Here is a 19624-nt window from a genome sequence, read left to right on the forward strand (position 1 = left end):
AGGTCGTCTGCTTTAGCCGATCTCTGGCGTTTATTGCTTCACAGCGTGTATATTTAATCCTGATTTCTGTATGATTTTGGGCGTGATTTCGTTAGATACCAGCGGCCCTGTCTGTTGTTGAATGTACTGATGGCTACGCATACGCTATGAAATGGACGATTACTGCTGGTCTACTGGTCACCATAATTGTGGGTTTGGTCGTCGGTTCCTGTCATGAACCCGACGTTACCCCGACGGGACGGATGCGAATTGCCTTCGATAATGTCGTAGGTACGTCAGACCTTAAACTGGGCACCGGCAGCTATCAGAATGCGGTTGGTGAGTCGTTCTCGGTAACCAAGTTCAACTACTTTGTAAGCAACATCCGGCTTCGGAGGGAGGATGGGAGCGAGTTCGTCGTGCCGCAGGACAGCAGTTATTTTCTTATTCAGGAAGAAAAAGCAGCGTCTCAGACAGTCAACCTGTCAAACATCCCCACGGGAAATTATACGGGCATCACTTTCGTCGTTGGCGTCGATAGCTTACGGAGTCTGGCCGATATCAGCAAACGGACTGGCGCACTCGATCCGGGATTGAACGATGGCATGTACTGGGAGTGGAACTCGGGCTATATATTCTTGAAACTCGAAGGCCAGTCGGCGGTAGCACCTGCCGCTCAGAATAATACCTTCTTCTTTCACATTGGCGGGTTTGGAGGAGGCTATAATGGTAAGAAAACCATCAATAATTTGCGGACCGTCACTATTCCGTTTAAAACGGATATGGCGAAGGTGCAAGCGGCCTCTGTACCCACGGTCCAACTCAACGTCGATGTGTTGTCGATCTTTAACGGATCAACGAAACTGAGTATCGCTCAGCATTCATCAGTTATGTTTGATACCTACTCAACGAACATTGCTGATAATTACGCACAGATGTTTAAGTACGACCGTATTCTGGCCAACCAATGAGATCGCTGAAGACGATATCGACAACGCGTGCCGGATTAGTCGTCAGCATTTTTCTGTTTGCGCTGGCTGTTTCGTGCCAAACCAGCAAAAGCGTCGATCCAACGCCTGAGCCGCCTGCACCGGGTGGGGGTATTCAATACCAGACAACGCCGGTGACCCTCCGGAAGCCGGCCAATTTCCCGGACGTTATTTACGATTTGAGTAAGAATCCACTGACGGTGGAGGGCGTAGCCCTGGGTAAGACGTTGTTTTATGATCCGCTCCTGTCGCGCGATACCACCATTAGCTGCGGGTTTTGCCACCAGCAGTTTGCCGGTTTTGGTCACTCCGACCACCCTTTGAGTCACGGCATTGGAGGTAAGTTCGGCACACGTAATGTACCGGGTCTGGATAATCTGGCCTGGGGGCGGGAGTTCTTCTGGGATGGTGGCGTAACGAATCTCGACGAGCTACCCATTTCGCCCATTCAGAATCCGGTGGAAATGGACCTTAAATTTTCGGAAGCGCTGAACCGGGTACAGAAAAATCCCCGGTATCCGGCTCTCTTCAAAGCTGCCTTCGGCTCCGATACGGTTACGACGGCCCGTTTCCTGAAAGCTATCTCACAATTTCTCCTGACAATGGTATCCGCCGATTCGCGCTATGATAAGTATGTCCGGAAAGAGGCTGGGGGCGAGTTAACGTCCGATGAACTGGTCGGTATGAAGTTATTTCAGCAGAAGTGCACGACCTGTCATGCGACTGATTTGTTCACCGACCGGAGTTACCGCAACAATGGCCTTGCCGCGGGAGCGATCAATGATCAGGGTCGGTATACCATCACACTGAACGAAGCCGACCGGTATAAATTCAGAGTACCAAGCCTTCGGAACGTTGAGAAGACGTTTCCTTACATGCACGACGGTCGGTTCGCTACACTGGAACAGGTACTTAATCATTACACCAGCGGCATAAAAGATAACCCCACCCTCGACCCGGCTCTGAAAGCCAGCGGGCAACTCGGTATTGCCTTGACCGACACCGAAAAGAAACAGGTGATCGCCTTTCTGAAAACGTTAACGGACAATACGTTTATTAACAACCGGGCATTTAGCGCCAACTAATGCGTGTGACTGACCCGGTGTTGCCGGATGTTGAGGAGGTGGGTAATAACCAGTCCCGCTGAGGCTGTGTAGGCAATGTATTCAAAAATGGGGTCGGCGTCTTCCAGAAGGAGTGCAATACTGAACAGAGTCAGAAATCCCCAAAGACTTCGCTTGATAGCCACAGGAGCGTAATGACGCGTTGCGAAATAAACGGCTACGATATTCACGCAAATGAACACATAATCAAGGCTCAGATAACCGACACGGAGCGTTGAATTCTGAAAAACCGAACTCGTCAGCAATAACACGGGGGTAACCAGGCAGTGAATAATGCACAGCACGGAGCCGGTTATACCGATGTAGTCAGCTTTGCGGGAGAAACTATCTGTTTTCATGAGCACGCACAAAAATACGATGCTTTGGGCAAACGTACCTCTCCTTAACTCACTTTTTTGCAACAAAGTTGCGTAAATCAATTCACTTTTGTGAGAAGGGTGTAACCCATGAGTTTCCCGCTTTTATTGTAGGTTTCTGATTTGATATCGAATAATTGATTATCAGTGCGGTAACTTACCACGCGCATGGTACTTCGAATGGGCATACCCATAACTCTGTTTTCAAAATTTACATCCGACGAAATTTTATAGGTATCAAACGTACCGGCTGGCGTGGTGATTGGGTCTTTGCTCTCCACTTGTCGGTTTGCCATGACCATGTTCATGGTCATCATGGTGCTGCCGTTTGAAATCATTTCGACCTCCATCTGGCCATCGCTCAGCTTTTGACCAACGCTAAGTTTACCGGGAAATATGAGCTTGTTTGTCTTGAGTTTCATTTCCATGTCTTTCATGGTACTCGCCTGCGTCGCCTGCATCATCCCCGACATATCCGCTATCAGTTCATTGCCGGTGCAGGTATACCGAATGGCGTAAGGAGGACGTTGATTTCCTTTCTCGTCCTGAACCTGTGCCGTAATATCCAGAATGGTTGAGCCGCCTTCTTTATGGACATCCTTAACCTGGTAGTTGATTTTGCCCATCGGCTTATCTTTGGCACTAAACTGACTTAATTCAAAGCTCGTACCGGATTTAAAAGCCATGCCCAGACAGTCTTGCGCCAGACTGTTTGTTCGAATAACAATGGCAAGAAGTGCGGAAAGAATAAGTGTTTTCATATGAATATGAAATCGTTTCGTATCAGCCAAAGGTAAGCTCTACCACGAGCCGGCAGCTAAACCTTTGAGTAAACGGAACAGGATGTGTGAGGTAGGAGGTAGGATATGTGATGAAGCCATGTTCCGGCAATACATCCTACATCCTATATCATACATCTCTTACGCCCATATCATGCTGATGACACCCATGAGCATGATCAGTTTGCAGAGGTTGCTGAGGTAACCGAAATCGCGTCGGGTATCGGCTATGATGAGCCGGTAGATCATCCAGGCGATGGGCAAAAGCAGGAGGCCAAAAATAAATGTAAGACGTACGTTATTCAGGGAGTTGGCAATAACGAAAAGGCTGATGAGGAAAGCGCTGATCAGGCCATAAAGTAGATATTTTGTTCGGCGGAGCCCCCAGACGATAGGCAGCGTTCGGCAACCGAAACGGGCATCTCCACGAATGTCCTGCATATCTTTGATGATTTCGCGGATGAGTGAGATACCAAAGGAAAACAGGGCGTAAATAAGGATCATACCAGTGTTATGCCGGTAATAAATCGCCAGAACAATGAGGGAAAGGGCCGTTAACAGCGAAATAACCACATTGCCGATCAATGGCTGACGTTTGAACTGCGCGGAGTAAAACCACAAAAGGGATACTGATATGACATCGGCCAGAAAAACCCATCGGCTCAGATACAGGCCTATCAAACAACCAATGACATTGAGCACCTGATGTACGCCCATAGCTACCCGTCGTTTCAGGTACCGACCGATAATTACCCGTTCGGGTTTGTTGACCAGATCAATTTTTATATCAAAATAATCATTGATGATGTAACCAGCTGCTGCGATACAAACGGTCGACAGGGAAAGAAGCCATAAGGTAGGGTCGGTGAGGGAATGGATCATCTCCGACTTTGGGCCTGCCAGAAACACCCGGGCCAGGAACTGGGTCAGCACAACAATCAGCAAATTCCGCACCCGTATGAGTCGCAGAAAACCGATGATAAAGGCTGAGGAGGGAATGGACTGGCGGGCCACCATGACTAATTTTTATCAAAAATAGGGATTTTGACCCGCTAAGAAAAGGGAAATGGTACGGACGGGAAATTGTGGGTGTAAGTAATCCGATTCAGGCATCACCGTTTTTGACCGGTTGTCTTTATGACAAGTCAACTCTTTGTGCTTTTATTGCCGCTCAGGCATACAACCGTGATTAATTTGAAAAGCCTGAAGGTAAAGGCAATTTAAATAATGTGCATCCGGAAGGCAGAAAGTTGAGGGTTACCCAATGCGAGGTTACATAGCTTTCATATAACCTTTACACTATACGGGATTCTTTTTGCTCGTATTTGTTGTTGAGAGACAAACTCGTTCTCTCACGCATGAAAATTGGCATTGTGTGCTACCCAACCTTTGGGGGCAGTGGTGTTGTCGCCACTGAACTTGGCAAAGCGTTGGCCAAAAATGGCCACCAGATACATTTCATTACCTATCAGCAACCGCCCCGGCTCGATTTTTTTAACGAAAACGTATTTTATCACGAAGTAAATATACCGTCGTACCCCCTGTTTCAATATGCGCCCTATGAGTCGGCCTTAGCGAGCGAAATGGTCAACGTCGTTACGAACGAAAACGTTGACCTGCTGCATGTTCACTACGCCATTCCGCACGCATCTGCTGCGTACATGGCTAAAATGATCCTGCGTTCGCAGGGGCGTAATGTACCGGTTGTGACAACACTGCATGGTACCGATATTACGCTTGTCGGGAAGGATGCCTCCTATGAACCCGTAGTTACGTTCAGTATCAACGAATCGGATGGGGTCACGTCGGTGTCGGAGGATTTGCGCAAGGATACCTACAAACATTTCAACGTTCACCGCGAAATCGAAGTTATCCCCAACTTCATCGATTTGAGCCGGTTCAAGCGTCAGCAGAAAGAACATTTCAAAAAGGCGATCTGTCCCAACGGCGAAAAACTGATTGTGCATACCTCCAATTTTCGGCGGGTAAAGCGCATCGATGATGCCGTAATGATGTTTTACCATGTCCAGCAGCAAACACCGGCCAAACTCCTGCTCGTGGGCGATGGCCCCGAACGGGCTCGCATCGAACGACTTGTACGCGACCTGGGTATCTATGATCAGGTACGGTTTTTGGGAAAAATGGATGCCGTGGAGGAAGTCCTTTCCGTAGCCGATTTGTTTGTGATGCCTTCTGAAAATGAGAGCTTTGGTCTGGCCGCCCTCGAAGCGCTGGCTTGCGAAGTTCCCCTGATTACGTCGAACGCAGGTGGTCTTCCTGAACTGAATATACAGGGCGTTACGGGTTTCCTGAGTCCGGTTGGTGATGTGGCAGACATGGTGAAAAATGCGCTTTACGTGCTGGATGATGCTAATCTGCCCACCTTCAAAGAAAACGCGCTGGCACGGGCCAAGGAGTTCGAATTATCTCGTATACTGCCTCTGTACGAAGCCCACTACGAGCGGGTGCTACAGGCGACTCAGCCCTTGGTGTCCTGAGTAAATTTGAACATCCTGGTTTCGTAATCAGTTTTTCTATGAGTTCGCTGGCTGTAAGCTTACGTTCGTCTGGAAAAAAAAGTGCTTTTCATCGCCGACTGTCAACGGCCTGGTACAAATCATACATCTGAATGAATCCAAACATACCGCAAACAGACCGCAAGCGTATTGTCATCGTTGGGGCAGGTTTTGGTGGACTGAAACTGGCCCGCTATCTGTCCCGACGGAAAGAGTTTCAGGTGGTCTTGCTGAACAAGCACAATTACCACGAGTTCCAACCGCTTTATTATCAGGTAGCTACGGCTGGTTTGGAAGCCAATTCCATTCTGTTTCCATTACGGGCCGTTTTTGGCGATTGTAAGAACGTTCATATCCGGGTTACGAATGTTACCGGCGTTCGTCCGGCCGATAAGGTCGTGGATACGGATCTGGGACCAGTGCCTTACGACTACCTGGTGATGGCCACCGGTGCCGATACCAATTTCTTCAATCAACAGAATATTATTGAGAAGGCGTTGCCCATGAAGTCGGTAGCCGAGGCCATTGCCTTACGCAATCGGATGCTGCAAAATTTCGAAGATGCACTAAGCGTTGAAACCCTCGATGAGCGGGAAGGTCTGATGGATGTGGTAGTGGTGGGCGGTGGACCAACGGGTGTTGAGCTTTGCGGTACACTGGCCGAAATGCGTAAAACTGTGCTGCCGAGCGACTATCCCGAATTGGATTTTAAGATGATGGATATATTCCTGATCGAGTCGGGTGGCGAGTTGCTGGGGCCAATGTCTGTAGAGTCGCAGGCGCATTCGCTGGCCTATCTGCAGAAGTTGGGCGTACAGGTTCGCCTGAACACACGCGTCAAGGACTTCGACGGACGTGTGGTAACTATGAATGATGGCACGACATTACGGACCAACAATTTGATCTGGGCCGCCGGTGTTAAGGCCAACCCGCTGGCTGGCCTGCCGCCGGAGGTGATTGGTCGGGGAGGTCGTATATTGGTGAACCGCTTTAGCCAGGTCCAGGGGTTTACGGATGTGTTCGCTATCGGGGATGTGGCACTGATGACGGAGGAGAAATGGCCCAATGGTCACCCCCAAATTGCACAGCCTGCTATTCAGCAGGGGCGACATCTGGCAAAGAATATGATTCGCTGGGCTAACAAGCAAGAGCCTCAGGAGTTTATCTATAAAGACCTTGGTACAATGGCCACCATTGGCCGCGGATTAGCGGTAGTGGATTTGCCCTTTTTTAAATTTCAGGGATTTTTTGCCTGGATTACGTGGTTATTTGTCCACTTAATGTCAATCGTTGGCGTTAAGAATCGTCTGGCTATATTTCTCAACTGGATGTTTAACTACCTGACGTATAACAATTCACTGCGTCTGATAATCCGGCAAAAGCTACCGAAAGGGAACATGGCAGCCATGCAGGAAAAGCTATCCGATCAGTTAGAAGTTAGTAAGACATAAGTCATATAGTAAATTTGGTTTACTATAATTAATCGAAGAATTCGATTTCGTTTTATTTTTGTGCCAGTATACTCTTTGTTAACGTTCTTTCTCTATGGAATCAACTACTGAAAAGCTGCAAACGATGGCCGGTCATGGCAAGACCCGACCCAAGAATAGCGGTACCAAAAAAATGTTTGAAAACCCCATACTTGAGGCTCTTTCGAGAACTCATATTATGGTGCCTATTTCGATGTGGCTTGTTTTATCTGCGTTTTTGGGGTGGTACGCCTTTACGTACACGGACATGAGCACCAGCACAATTGCTACCTTGTTTGCAACGGGCTTGCTGGTATTTTCCTTATTTGAATATGTACTGCACCGGTATCTTTATCACTTGACGCCATCAACGCCCAAGCGTGCCAAGATCCAGTACACGTTTCACGGCATCCACCACGAATATCCAAAAGATAAGACGCGTCTGGCTATGCCTCCTGCGCTGGCCATATTCGTTGCGGGTGGTTTCTTCGGCTTATTTTTCCTGTTGATAGGCGAAGCCGCCTATGCGTTCTTCCCCGGCTTTTTGGTGGGTTATTCGGGTTATCTGGCCGTGCACTTTATTGTTCATGCCTACGCGCCCCCGAAGAACTTCTTTAAGGTATTGTGGATCAATCACAGCGTTCACCACTACAAAAACCCGGAAAGCAATTACGGTGTATCCTCGCCATTCTGGGACCATATCTTCGGCTCTTTTCAGAAGTAAGCTGAAACATAGTTCAAACAAAAATCCCCTGAAGTCTGGCTTCAGGGGATTTTTATTGTACCCACGGTTTTCAGCCCGTGTTTTCTTTTTATGTACCAGGCTTATTAGTCAAAACAAAAACACGGGCTGAAGACCGTGCGTGGTACAGGCTATTTCAACTTCTCATTATCCAGATGCCTTGTGGCGTCCCTGACATTTTTCTTGTCCAGATTCTTCTGAAAAGCTTCGGTCAGGTCTACGCCGGTCTGGTTGGCCAGGCAAATGAGCACCCAAAGGACATCGGCAAGTTCGTCGCCCAGGTCTTTATTTTTATCCGACTCTTTCTCCGATTGCTCGCCGTATCGCCGGGCAATAATGCGGGCGACTTCACCAACTTCCTCGGTTAGCTGAGCCATATTGGTCAGCTCGTTAAAATACCGCACTCCAACGGTTTTGATCCAGTCATCAACGGTAGTCTGGGCGTCTTTTATTGTCATGATTTTGTAGGACTGACAAAAATTACTTTTCCGGCACAAAGGTCAGAAAGCTGAACTGGTCTTCGTGGAAAACTTCCAGCGCCAGGTCTTGTAGTTGCTCAGCAGTTACGGCTTTTATATCGCTGAAAATGTCGTTCAGTGCTTCGACCCGATCAATATCAAGAAGGCTCTTGGCCATCATCAGCATAAAGCTGTTATTACTTTCTTCGGCCATGGCCAGTTGACCAATCAGCTGCTCTTTGGTCTGGTGAAGCTGAAGCGTCGTAAGCGGCTGTTCCCGTAGCCGTTTCAACTCTTTGATGATAAGTGCCTGTGCTTTATCAACTTTTTTGGGGTCAGTGCCAAAATAGATTCCCAGAAAACCCGTGTCCAGATACGGCGTGTAGCTGGCGTCGATCGAATAGACCAGACCGTATTTTTCGCGCAGGTTCATGTTGAGCCGGGAGTTCATACCGGGGCCACCCAATAGATTGACGAGCATAAAGAACGGGAGTCGTCTTGGATCGGTGAGGCCGTAGGCGGGTCTGCCCAGCGCACATTGAGCCTGTGTGATGGGCCGCTCTACGCGGGTATGGCGAGGTACATAATCGGTCGGTTGCTTACGCTTCCGGGCCGAGTGCTGCACAGGTACATCCCGAAAATATTTTTCCGCTACGTTCACTACCTGTTTAAAAGATAGCTTGCTGACCGAGGCAAAGACAATCCGGCTAGTGTCGTAATTCTCGGCGATAAACTGCTGAAGATCTTCCCGCTTGAATGAGCTGACAGTATCAATTGTGCCGAGGATATTACCACCCAGCGCATGATTTGGAAAGACCAGTTCATCGAAATCGTCCTGGATGGCATCTTCCGGCGAATCATAATACATCGCCATCTCTTCGAGGATGACCCCCCGTTCCCGTTCGATCTGTTTTTCCGGAAAAATCGAGTGAAATGTGATATCTGCCAATAACTCCGTAGCTTTCTCAAAATGAGCGTCCAGCACAGATGCGTGGAAGCACACTTTTTCTTTCGTGGTGTAGGCATTCAGTTCGCCACCTACGGTTTCTAAGCGAGTAATTATATGGTAGGATTTTCGTTTCTCCGTACCTTTGAAGGCCATGTGTTCCCAGAAGTGGGCCAATCCCTGCTGGTGTGGTTGTTCGTCGCGGCTACCGATGTCGAGCATGATGCCACAGTGGGCAATCTGCGTATGCGGTATTTGTTTGTGCGCAATCCGAATTCCGTTAGGCAGCGTGTGTACTTCGTAATCTTCCATTCTTAGCTTTTACGCATTGAGCGTACTAATGATAACCGCTACCAATCCGCCCCGGTTCCTGATTATTCAAACCGCCTTCATCGGTGATGTGATTTTGGCTACGGCCATGCTCGAACAACTGCACGAGGCATACCCTACCGCGATACTGGACATACTGGTGCGCAAAGGTAACGAGGGTTTGCTGGCGAATCACCCCTTTTTGAACGAAGTCCTTATCTGGCACAAAAAGGACGCTAAGTACCGGGATGTTTATCGGTTACTGAACACGATTCGACCCCGCCGGTATACAGCTGTTTTCAATCTCCAGCGATTTGGCACCATGGGGCTACTGACTGCTTTATCGCGCGCCGGAGCAACCGTAGGCTTCGATAAAAATCCGTTTGCCCGCTTCTTTACGCACCGGGTTGAACATCGATTTGAGCCGGGTGTGCATGAAGTAGACCGAAATGAAGGCCTTTTAAGGGCCATGGGCATAACCGTCGAATCGACTGGCCGACCTAAACTGTATCCCTCCGTTGCTGATTATGAAGCCGTTGAGGCCTATAAAGGCCGCCCATATGTCTGTATCGCACCCATGTCGGTATGGTTTACGAAGCAGTACCCCGCCGATCGGTGGGCGGAGCTAATCCTGGCGTTGCCCGATAAGATGACAGTGTACTTGCTGGGAGCGCCTACCGATTCGGCTGCCTGCGAGGCCATTCGGGTTATGACAGGTTCCCGCAAAGGAGTAGTTAATCTGGCGGGCGGGCTGAGCCTGCTACAATCGGCTGCTCTACAGCAGGGAGCGGCCATGAATTACGTCAATGATTCCGCCCCTCTCCACTTGTGCTCGGCGATGAACGCCCCTACAACGGCTGTTTTCTGCTCGACAGTTCCGGAGTTTGGATTTGGTCCGCTGGCCGATCAATCCCGTGTTGTACAAACACCTGAACCGCTTGATTGCAAACCCTGCAACTTACACGGTCGTTCGCGCTGCCCATTGGGCCACTTCCGGTGTGCCTGGGGAATTCAGGTTGATGAACTGGCCCATTTTCCCAAGTAATGTCTTCTTTTTGAGCTGGTTGCCTTCCGAAGTGTATTTTGAATTGTATTTATTTGTAAACTATTTGGAAAATATTTATTTGTAGAATTTATTTAGTAGTTATAAGACTGTTTTGCAGAATATTATTTGAGAAACGAAACGAAAGGGCATATATTTGGTCTGTCAGCTGCTTTAGTGCAACAAAACAGACAGATTGTGGCTCAATACATTGTTCCGGTGAGCCATTGACAAGTCAATAATCTCTTCTTAACTCATTTATTGATACGGTAAGCCCCCTTTGTTATGTCTATCAATCGTCGTGACTGGCTTCGGGCCAGTATGTTATCTGGCTTAAGTCTGGCTGCTGCTCCAGCCGCCTTCTGTGAACCGGAGCCCGAAATGCCTAAAGGCTATAAGGTGCCTAAAGTGGGTATTAAGGCCCGGCTATCGGCCAACGAAAATCCGTATGGTCCATCGCCCAAAGCACTCAAAACTATTTCCGAAGCGGCTCCCGATGGGTACCTGTACGCCATGGAATATGCCAAGCAGTTCCGGAAGCTGGTTGCCGATACGGAAGGTGTTCCCGAAGAGTATGTGCTGTTGGGGGCGGGTTCCGGCGAGCTGTTGACCGCTGCGGCTCTCTGGGCCGCTTACCGTCCCAATGCAGGTCGCGCCATCGTAGCACCCGATCCAACCTTCGACGCGCTGCCTCGCTCGGTGATTAAACATGGCGTGACAATGGACCGCGTTCCGCTGGTCGCTGCCGATGGGTATGACATTAACCTGAACAAACTGAACGAGCGCGTGGGTAGCCAAACGGGTATGGTGTACCTCTGTAACCCCAATAACCCAACGGCCATCACGGTTGATCCGTCCAAACTGCGCGCTTTCTGTGAAGCGGTAGGAGCGAAGACGCCCATTCTGGTCGACGAAGCTTACATTGACTACACGCCCGATCCGAAAGCCTACACGATGGTGGATATGGTGAAGAAGGGCAGCAATGTGATCATCACCAAGACATTCTCGAAAGTACACGGATTCGCTGGACTTCGGGCTGGCTACATGATTGCCAAGCCGGAATTGCTGGAGCAAATTGCCAAGTTTGCCACGGGCGGCAGCTCCATGAGCATGACGACCTTGCGGGCCGCAATTGTAAGCTTGCAGGATAAGGATTTCGTTAAGTTCTCGCTTGGGAAAACCCAGGAGTCGAAAGATTTCCTGTACAAAGTACTGAAGCAGACCAACTATGAGCCGCTGCCCTCGGGTGCCAACTTCGTCATGTTCCCCATCCGGATGAAGGGCGAAGATTTCGTAACCCGGATGATGGATCAGGGTGTAAGCATCCGTCAATGGAAATTCGACGGTCAATATTGGTGCCGCGTTAGCCTGGGCACCATGCCGCAGATGCAGGCTTTTGCGGATGGGTTGAAACTGATTTCGTAGAGTCAATATAACTTCCCGAATTAGGTGGTGACAGCGTCTGTCACCACCTATTTTTTTATTACGTTTTTACTCATTTTGCTGACTGGGCGACAATAACAACCTCTTGTGAGCAGGATGGGCTGAAGGTACCTGTTGACCCATCAAAGGGTATTAATAGACCATCTTCCGCCCGCTCGTAGAAGAAGCCGGAGAATCGGCCAACACGTCCTTCATAGGTGGGTGAAGCATTAATTTTGAGTGGAAAAAATTGGTAATCTGAATTGGTGAGTTTCACGGCTACTTCCTTAGTGATCGTCGATCGTAAGCCGTTGCGCCAATAATCAGTTCGCATCGTTAACTGATCCGCGCCTAGTACCTCCATAGCTATGGTGAAGTTATTTACCCCAATCTTGTTAATCCCGGGCGTATACCCTGCCGAGCCTGGCCGTAATGAGAATAGGGTATCACATGATACGATGTAAGCTGTTACGATATACCGGCCTGCGGCCCCGGCAGCTACCCCCGTGAGTCGGTCACTGGACTGGCAGCCAAGTAAGACCGTGAGAGAAAAAAGGAGGAACAGTGTGCGGATTGGGTTGGCGTGTAGTGCTGTAAGCTTCATAAAAAATAGAGATAACTTGCAGTAGTACAGTATTTTAGAAACAAGTGCTTTTCTATAACTTAATGCAGCATGATAAAGAATCTGATGGATACTGCCAATATGAGTATCATCTCTCAGTTCTTTTTTATTCCTTTATAGCCACTGGCTTTGTCGGGTCAATACGCAGCCAGAGTAAGGCACTCACCAGCAAACACCCGGCAATCATGAACAGCGGGTAGCTGAAGTTGTGGGTCTGTTCAACGATGATGCCGAAAAGAATGGTGATGAAAAAACCGCCCAGTTGCCCGGCAAAATTCATGGCCCCCGTTACGGACCCCGCATTCCGCTGGCCGATATCCACACAAACCGCAAAGGCAACTGGTAGGGCCAGATCTTTCATCAACACACAAGTGGCCAGCAAATAACCGGCCAGCTCTTTGTCGGTCGTTAGACCCGCTAACAGGAAGAATAAGCTCGACAATCCCAGGCCACCCACGCCTACCGCCCGACGGCCAATTTTGAGCCCGTACCGCTTCGTGAGTGCATCGCTCAAAACACCGCCCACCAGACAGCCAACGGCTCCCAGAAAGTAGGAGAGCGAAATGAAGTTCTTCGTCTGGTCTTCGGTCATGCCGCGCCCTTCCTGAAAATACACCGACGACCAGTTGGTGAAAAAGTACGATCCGTAAAAAAACAAGTGACACATCAGCATCAGCGCCCATAAGTCGGGGTTGCTGATAATCGTTTTCCAGGGAATCAGGTGGTCAGAAGATTTTATGTTCCGGCCTCGTTCAATTTCCCGGGCTTCTTCCAGACTGATACCCGGTTGTGCAGCAGGCTCGTCTCGGAAGGAGAGGTACCAGCCTATTGCCCACAAAACGCCCAGCAAACCTAAAATGGCGAAGGCCCACCGCCAGCCAGCCCAGTGTACCAGCGGAATGACCAGCAATGGGGTTAACGCACCGCCCAATCGCCCGGCGGCCCAGATGACGGATTGCGCCCGGCCCACCTCAACAGCCGGGAACCAGCGGGCAATAACGATAGATGAGTTAGGGTAAGCACCAGCTTCGCCCGCGCCGAACAGAAAACGAACGACCAGCAGATACAGGAAATTGAAAGCGGTTCCCGTGAGCATGGTAAAGCCAGACCACCACAACACCACCCGTGTCAGCACGCGCCGTGGACCTATTTTATCGCCCAGGGAACCGGTTGGAATTTCGAACAGGGCGTAGGCAAGGGAGAAAGCACCCAGTATATAGCCGAATTGTTGATTGTCGAGGTTTAGATCAGCTTTAACATACTTGCTCACCACGTTCATACAAACGCGGTCGAGATAGGTGATGGTCGAGAGTAGGAATAAACCGGCCAGCACGCGGTAGCGAACCTTCATAAATTGTTGATGAGGAAATGAAGAAAAAGGAGTAAGGTAAAGATAGGCGAGATGATTGAAAAAACAACGTATGTCATTACTAGACAGATATAAGGTACTTCGCTCAGCGAGTCTACTCGCAACAGGCTGATTAGTCGCTTTCTATAATTATGTCAAAAATTATTGACATTCTTAAGCCATCTCAACCGTTGCCTGCCGTACTTTTACAGTATGTCGACCGTAACCATTGCCCCACTTGCCGAAAGCCTGCCTGCTTTCCTCGAATCCTACGATTTTTCGGCCATTGCCGTCATTGCCGATAACCATACATTTCGTTTCTGTTATCCCGAGTTAAAAACGTTACTGCCTAAACATACGCTCGTCCGCATCAAATCCGGGGAGGAGCAGAAACACATTGCCACCTGCGAGTTAATTTGGGATGCGCTCACCCGCGCCAACTTTGACCGTCATGCGCTGGTGATTAACCTTGGTGGGGGTGTTATTGGCGATATGGGTGGCTTTTGCGCGGCTACCTACAAACGGGGTATTGCCTTTGTTCAGGTGCCCACTACCTTACTTTCTCAGGTAGACGCCAGCGTGGGCGGGAAGCTCGGCATCGATTTTCGGGGCTTCAAAAACCACATCGGCGTCTTTCAGCAACCCAACACGGTGTTGATCGACCCAACTTTTTTGTCGACGCTACCCGAGCGCGAACTCCGGTCTGGTTTTGCGGAAGTGATCAAGCATTGCCTTATTGCTGATGCCAACATGTGGGACAACATTCGTCGGCGGGATTTGGAGGAGCAGGACTGGTCGGCGTTGGTGACTCATTCGGTAGGGGTAAAGCAGCATGTTGTGGCGCAGGACCCAACGGAAAAGGGACTGCGGAAGATTTTGAACTTCGGTCACACATTAGGCCACGCTGTTGAAACACACTTTCTGACCCAGCCCCGCAAACGTCTGTTGCACGGCGAAGCCATTGCCGTTGGTATGGTGGCCGAAGCCTACATCGCCTATCATAAAAAGATGATTGATGAATTGCTGCTCACGCAAATCGAAGAATACATCTTTGCCGTATATGGAAATGTGCGCCTGACCGATGAGGATACGGAGCCGATTCTGGCGTTGACCCTGCAGGACAAGAAAAACAGAGGCCGCGAAGTGCGGATGTCCCTGCTGGATGGGCCGGGCAGTTGCGCCTTCGATATTCTGGTGTCAAATGCCGACATGCGGAAGGGGCTGGAATTCTACCGGGGCCTAAATAAATAATGGATAATTTGGTCCTAGCCTATTGTTTGCCAAACATTTACGATTATATTTGAGTTCGACCCTTGTTATCACTACTTTCTTAACATCTAGTATCTATTGAAAACTCTTTACAAGCTTTAGTATGAAAAAGTGCATCGGATTTCTATTTGCATTGGCTGTCATGGCTGTGGCGGGTTGTTCGCCGAGTCGGTTGTTTGTGGAGCATGATTATAGCTACGAGGGCCATTTTAAAAATTACGAATCCTTCAATTTCCTGGAGTGCGAGTTTGTCGATTCAACCCTGTTGTGCTCCGACATTCAGGACGCTATCCGTCACCAGATGGAAGCTCGGGGCTACCGGGTCAGTAACCGGAATCCCAACCTGCTGATCTCGTACAATATCTTCCGGTCAGACCTGCGCTTCCGGGGCTATCAGCAGCCAGTCATCAAAGACTGGGTCGTTCGGGAAGACGACGATGCGACCTACAAACGGATCGACTATAACCTCGACGAAGGTACGCTGATGATTTCGCTCATCGACGCCGAGTCGTATCAGGTGATCTGGAAGGGATATGCCTCCAAAATGATGCGAAACCAGAACTTCAAGAATAACTATTTCAAAGGGATAGTCCGGTCAATTTTCGACCAGTACCCCCTCATGGCTACTGCCAGATAGACGTAGGTCAAAATAGTGAAAGCCGCTATGGGTACAGATTGAATCTGTACCCATAGCGGCTTTCACTATTTTGTTAGTTCCTTGAAAATGCCTTCCAGTGAGTTCTCCTGTTGCCGAAGGCCGACGAGTGTGAGGTTCTGGTCGGCGGCAAGGCGGAAGATGGCCCCGCGCAGATCAGCGTTAGGACCTGCTGTGATACGGTACTGGCCACTAGCCAGCGGCTCCACACGCTCTACACCGGGAACAGTAGCCAATATATCCATATCATCGAGTTCCCGTTCAAATTCAGCGACTACGACAATCCCTTCGCCCGCCGATGCCTGTCTGAGCTCACTAAGGGGCTGATCGATGACAATCTGGCCCCGATTAATAATAATCACCCGGTCGCAGATGGCTTCTACCTCCTGCATGATGTGCGTAGAGAACAAGACTGTTTTGTCGCGCCCGGCATCCCGAATGACCTGCCTGATTTCAGCTAGTTGATTCGGGTCGAGGCCCGTGGTGGGTTCGTCGAGAATTAACACCGGTGGATTGTGTAGTAAGGCCTGCGCCAGACCAACCCGTTGGCGGTAGCCTTTGGACAGCTGGCTAATGCGTTTGTGCTGCTCCCGGCCCAGACCTACAAGGTCGATCATACCGGCGATCCTGCGGCTTAAATCATTCCCGCCCATGCCATGCAGGGAGCCGGCAAAGCGCAGGTATTCCTTAACATACAAATCCAGATACAGCGGATTGTGCTCGGGTAGATACCCAACACTCCGCCGAACCTCCATGGGCTGTGTCCGTACATCGAATCCATTGACTTCAACCGTACCGCCCGTAGGAGGGAGGTAGCCCGTGGCAATCTTCATGGTCGTTGATTTACCCGCTCCATTAGGACCCAGAAAACCGACAATTTCACCCGGCTGTACCGAGAGTGATATTTGATTGACGGCCTTCTGCTGATTGTATTCTTTTGTGAGATTCAGGACCCGAATAGACATGGTAGACTTAGGATAACAAACAATAAACGACGAACTGCTCACAGTCGGCATAAACGCTATGTGCATGTAACGTACAAAAAACCGGAAAGAATTTCTATTTTTATCGGTTTAACAACAATAGACACCGTTTTTCTTCATCAGCCCATGTCGCTTTTTCGCAAAAAGACCGTAACCCAAATCCTGAGTGATGCCTCCGAAGGTGAGTCGAGTAAACTGGTAAAGACGCTGGGAGTCCGCGATTTAACGTCTTTTGGCATTGCGGCAATTATTGGGGCCGGTATTTTTAGCACCATAGGCCTGGCAAGTTATAATGGTGGGCCTGCGGTATCGCTGTTGTTTGTCTTTACGGCTATTGCCTGTGTGTTCACTGCTCTGAGTTACGCCCAGTTTGCCAGCACCGTGCCCGTAAGCGGCAGTGCGTACACGTACGCCTACGTTGCCTTCGGAGAAATTTTTGCCTGGGTGATCGGGTGGGCGCTGATTCTTGAATATGCCGTTAGCAACATGGTCGTAGCCATCTCCTGGTCGGAGTATTTTACATCCATGCTAAGCGGATTCGGAATCACGTTTCCAAAATATTTTGCGACAGATTATGGGTCTGCCTCCCGTGCGTTTGAGCTGGTGCAGCAAACCACACAGGCGGGCACAGCCCTGACGACCTTGCCCGAAAATACGCGGCTGCTGGCCGATGCCTACGCCAGTGCACCGATGCTGGGCGAACTGAAACTGATTGCCAATTTGCCCGCCGGAGCCATAACGGCGTTGATAACAGCCCTCGTCTATATTGGTATTAAGGAGTCCCGGACGGCGAGCAATATTTTAGTGGTACTCAAACTGGCTGTTATCGGGCTGGTTATTGGAGTGGGAGCTTTTTATGTCAAACCCGCGAACTGGTCGCCATTTGCGCCAAATGGCGTGTCGGGTGTGTTGAGTGGGGTAGCGTCGGTGTTCTTTGCCTTTATCGGTTTCGACTCCATTTCGACTACGGCCGAAGAATGTAAAAATCCCCAGCGCGACCTTCCGCGAGCCATGCTTTATTGCCTGGCGATTTGTACCGTGCTGTATGTATTGATCACGCTGGTTCTAACAGGCATGGTCAACTACAAAGAATTGGGGGTGAGTGATCCACTGGCCTATGTGTTTCAGAAAGTAAACCTTGATTTTGTTGCCGGCGTCATTTCGGTGAGTGCCGTAGTTGCCATCACAAGCGCGTTGCTGGTCTATCAACTGGGGCAGCCGCGCATCTGGATGACCATGAGCCGGGACGGCCTGCTCTGGAAACGCTTTTCCCGGATTCACCCGACCTATAAAACACCTTCCTTCGCTACAATTGTCACCGGTTTCCTGGTGGCTATTCCATCGCTGTTTATGGATCTTAAGTTCTTTGTAGACTTAACCAGCGTCGGCACTTTTTTCGCTTTTATCTTGGTGTGCGCGGGAATTTTGTACCTGGATGCTAAAGGGCTGACGGCCCAATCGAAGTTCAAAGTACCTTACATCAACGGAAAATACATTATCGGTGCCGTGCTGCTGGCCGTACTGGCGTTTGTGTTGACACGGGGAGATGTAAACGTGGTGGAAACACTCGAAAGCAAGCCCCTGTTGGTTGTTTTCTGGGGCGTGTGGGCCATACTCGCGGTACAGGGTTTTCGGTATAATTTCTCTCTGCTACCAGTCATCGGTGTACTGACCAACCTTTACCTCATGACCGAACTGGGTGCCAGCAACTGGCAGATATTCGGCATCTGGTTACTGATCGGGCTGGTTATCTATTTCTCGTACGGCTTCCGAAAGAGTAAGCTGGGACTGAAGGAGAACTCAGTGGGTGTGTAGAGGCACGGCATGAGCCAAGAGGGATCAGGCCGGAATCCATTAACACTACTTCCCAAAAAACATAATATGCTGTTGGGGAAGGCGATCATCGTTTTTTAATAACTTAAGCCCGGCGGCTTTCATTTCCTTAGTGGCCTGAGATACGCTTAGTTTGTGCAATGGTTTGATGGGTACATTGGGATCTTCGGCGCGGTATTCGACCAGAACGATGCGCCCGCCCGGTTTCAGAGCCGAAGCAATGAGGCCCATCATTTCGCGTGGGTAGGAAAACTCGTGATAAGCGTCAATTAAGATGGCCAGGTCAATGCTGTTGGCTGGAAGCTTTGGATCAGATTCAGTGCCGAGTACAGGTTGAACATTGGTCACTTTGCGTTTGACTTTTCCTTCGTTGAGGTATTCAATCATTTCGGGTTGAATGTCGACCGCCACTACCTTGCCCTTTGACACCTTAGGAGCCATCTGGAAAGTAAAAAATCCCGTTCCGGCCCCAATATCGGCGACGACGTCGGTTGGTTTCAGCGCGAGTGCTTTTAATAACAGGTCGGTGCGTTCTTCCTGCTCGCGTTCCGGCCGTTCGAGCCAGGAAGCACCGAGATGACCCATAACCTGGGCTATTTCTCGTCCCTGATATAACTTGCCCGTTCCGTCGCGGCTGGCATCCGTGAACTGGTAAATGGCGGTAGAATCAGTAGGGGAGGTGGTAGTCGGTGTCTGCTGAGAAGCTCCCCGGCAGCAGGCTAATAGTAGCACAAATAGTAAAACCGATACGTGGCGCATAATGAACGAGTTAATAGTACCTAA

19 protein-coding genes are annotated in these 19624 nt (G+C 49.7%); 10 read left to right on the forward strand and 9 right to left on the reverse strand.

Annotated features, from left to right (window positions below; genetic code table 11):
- Positions 1 to 146 precede the first annotated feature (146 nt).
- Positions 147 to 950: an MbnP family protein gene (locus ACYVK4_RS29285; protein WP_461131135.1), complete on the forward strand. Its 804-nt coding sequence runs from the start codon at positions 147 to 149 to the stop codon at positions 948 to 950.
- Positions 947 to 2053 (forward strand): cytochrome-c peroxidase, encoded by a 1107-nt coding sequence (locus tag ACYVK4_RS29290; RefSeq protein WP_461131136.1) that lies wholly within the window; start codon positions 947 to 949, stop codon positions 2051 to 2053. The genes ACYVK4_RS29285 and ACYVK4_RS29290 overlap by 4 nt, the downstream gene beginning before the upstream one ends.
- Here the strand turns inward: ACYVK4_RS29290 and ACYVK4_RS29295 are convergent.
- The 3 genes from ACYVK4_RS29295 to ACYVK4_RS29305 all read right to left on the reverse strand — a co-directional run bounded on the left by ACYVK4_RS29295 (position 2050) and on the right by ACYVK4_RS29305 (position 4244).
- Positions 2050 to 2430, reverse strand: a complete 381-nt coding sequence (locus ACYVK4_RS29295) for a MerC domain-containing protein (protein ID WP_461131137.1) — start codon at positions 2428 to 2430, stop codon at positions 2050 to 2052. The two genes, ACYVK4_RS29290 and ACYVK4_RS29295, sit on opposite strands and share 4 nt — an antisense overlap.
- Positions 2431 to 2507: 77 nt before the next feature.
- Positions 2508 to 3209 (reverse strand): TapB family protein, encoded by a 702-nt coding sequence (locus ACYVK4_RS29300; protein WP_461131138.1) that lies wholly within the window; start codon positions 3207 to 3209, stop codon positions 2508 to 2510.
- A 159-nt stretch (positions 3210 to 3368) separates the two neighbouring features.
- A complete protein-coding gene (locus tag ACYVK4_RS29305; RefSeq protein WP_461131139.1) occupies positions 3369 to 4244 on the reverse strand; it encodes a geranylgeranylglycerol-phosphate geranylgeranyltransferase in 876 nt (291 codons plus the stop codon).
- Positions 4245 to 4585: 341 nt separating this feature from the next.
- Between ACYVK4_RS29305 and bshA the strand changes: the two genes are divergently transcribed.
- The 3 genes from bshA to ACYVK4_RS29320 all read left to right on the forward strand — a co-directional run bounded on the left by bshA (position 4586) and on the right by ACYVK4_RS29320 (position 7936).
- Complete coding sequence (gene bshA / locus ACYVK4_RS29310) at positions 4586 to 5725, forward strand: N-acetyl-alpha-D-glucosaminyl L-malate synthase BshA (RefSeq protein WP_461131140.1); 1140 nt, start codon at positions 4586 to 4588, stop codon at positions 5723 to 5725.
- A gap of 131 nt (positions 5726 to 5856) precedes the next feature.
- Positions 5857 to 7194, forward strand: a complete 1338-nt coding sequence (locus tag ACYVK4_RS29315) for an NAD(P)/FAD-dependent oxidoreductase (RefSeq protein ID WP_461131141.1) — start codon at positions 5857 to 5859, stop codon at positions 7192 to 7194.
- A gap of 94 nt (positions 7195 to 7288) precedes the next feature.
- Positions 7289 to 7936, forward strand: coding sequence for a sterol desaturase family protein (locus ACYVK4_RS29320; protein ID WP_461131142.1), 648 nt, complete (start codon positions 7289 to 7291; stop codon positions 7934 to 7936).
- A 149-nt stretch (positions 7937 to 8085) separates the two neighbouring features.
- Here the strand turns inward: ACYVK4_RS29320 and ACYVK4_RS29325 are convergent, their stop codons facing one another.
- Both ACYVK4_RS29325 and ACYVK4_RS29330 read right to left on the reverse strand, forming a co-directional pair.
- Positions 8086 to 8412 carry a nucleotide pyrophosphohydrolase gene (locus tag ACYVK4_RS29325; protein ID WP_461131143.1) on the reverse strand — a complete coding sequence of 109 codons (327 nt, stop codon included), beginning with the start codon at positions 8410 to 8412 and terminating at the stop codon, positions 8086 to 8088.
- A 22-nt stretch (positions 8413 to 8434) separates the two neighbouring features.
- On the reverse strand, positions 8435 to 9670 hold the full coding sequence (locus ACYVK4_RS29330) for a M16 family metallopeptidase (RefSeq protein ID WP_461131144.1): 1236 nt from the start codon (positions 9668 to 9670) through the stop codon (positions 8435 to 8437).
- Between the two features lie 28 nt (positions 9671 to 9698).
- Between ACYVK4_RS29330 and ACYVK4_RS29335 the strand changes: the two genes are divergently transcribed.
- A complete protein-coding gene (locus ACYVK4_RS29335) occupies positions 9699 to 10712 on the forward strand; it encodes a glycosyltransferase family 9 protein (RefSeq protein ID WP_461131145.1) in 1014 nt (337 codons plus the stop codon).
- A gap of 282 nt (positions 10713 to 10994) precedes the next feature.
- Complete coding sequence (locus tag ACYVK4_RS29340; protein ID WP_461131146.1) at positions 10995 to 12134, forward strand: pyridoxal phosphate-dependent aminotransferase; 1140 nt, start codon at positions 10995 to 10997, stop codon at positions 12132 to 12134.
- Between the two features lie 70 nt (positions 12135 to 12204).
- Here the strand turns inward: ACYVK4_RS29340 and ACYVK4_RS29345 are convergent, their stop codons facing one another.
- Positions 12205 to 12735 carry a hypothetical protein gene (locus tag ACYVK4_RS29345; RefSeq protein ID WP_461131147.1) on the reverse strand — a complete coding sequence of 177 codons (531 nt, stop codon included), beginning with the start codon at positions 12733 to 12735 and terminating at the stop codon, positions 12205 to 12207.
- Between the two features lie 124 nt (positions 12736 to 12859).
- Positions 12860 to 14104, reverse strand: a complete 1245-nt coding sequence (locus ACYVK4_RS29350; protein WP_461131148.1) for an MFS transporter — start codon at positions 14102 to 14104, stop codon at positions 12860 to 12862.
- 210 nt (positions 14105 to 14314) lie between these two features.
- Here ACYVK4_RS29350 and aroB point away from each other — a divergent pair, with 210 nt between their 5' ends.
- Entirely contained in the window at positions 14315 to 15352 is a 1038-nt protein-coding gene (gene aroB, locus ACYVK4_RS29355) for a 3-dehydroquinate synthase (RefSeq protein ID WP_461131149.1), read from the forward strand.
- 121 nt (positions 15353 to 15473) lie between these two features.
- On the forward strand, positions 15474 to 16007 hold the full coding sequence (locus ACYVK4_RS29360) for a DUF4136 domain-containing protein (protein WP_461131150.1): 534 nt from the start codon (positions 15474 to 15476) through the stop codon (positions 16005 to 16007).
- 65 nt (positions 16008 to 16072) lie between these two features.
- Here the strand turns inward: ACYVK4_RS29360 and gldA are convergent, their stop codons facing one another.
- Positions 16073 to 16990, reverse strand: coding sequence for a gliding motility-associated ABC transporter ATP-binding subunit GldA (gene gldA, locus ACYVK4_RS29365; protein ID WP_461131151.1), 918 nt, complete (start codon positions 16988 to 16990; stop codon positions 16073 to 16075).
- A 144-nt stretch (positions 16991 to 17134) separates the two neighbouring features.
- Here gldA and ACYVK4_RS29370 point away from each other — a divergent pair, with 144 nt between their 5' ends.
- Positions 17135 to 18823, forward strand: a complete 1689-nt coding sequence (locus tag ACYVK4_RS29370) for an amino acid permease (protein ID WP_461131152.1) — start codon at positions 17135 to 17137, stop codon at positions 18821 to 18823.
- A 45-nt stretch (positions 18824 to 18868) separates the two neighbouring features.
- On the opposite strand, the gene ACYVK4_RS29375 is transcribed toward ACYVK4_RS29370, so the two are convergent.
- The gene (locus ACYVK4_RS29375; protein WP_461131153.1) at positions 18869 to 19600 is read right to left on the reverse strand and encodes a class I SAM-dependent methyltransferase; all 732 of its coding nucleotides are present in this window, start codon (positions 19598 to 19600) and stop codon (positions 18869 to 18871) included.
- Between the last annotated feature and the right edge of the window lie 24 nt (positions 19601 to 19624).

This window comes from Spirosoma aerophilum (assembly GCF_054782495.1).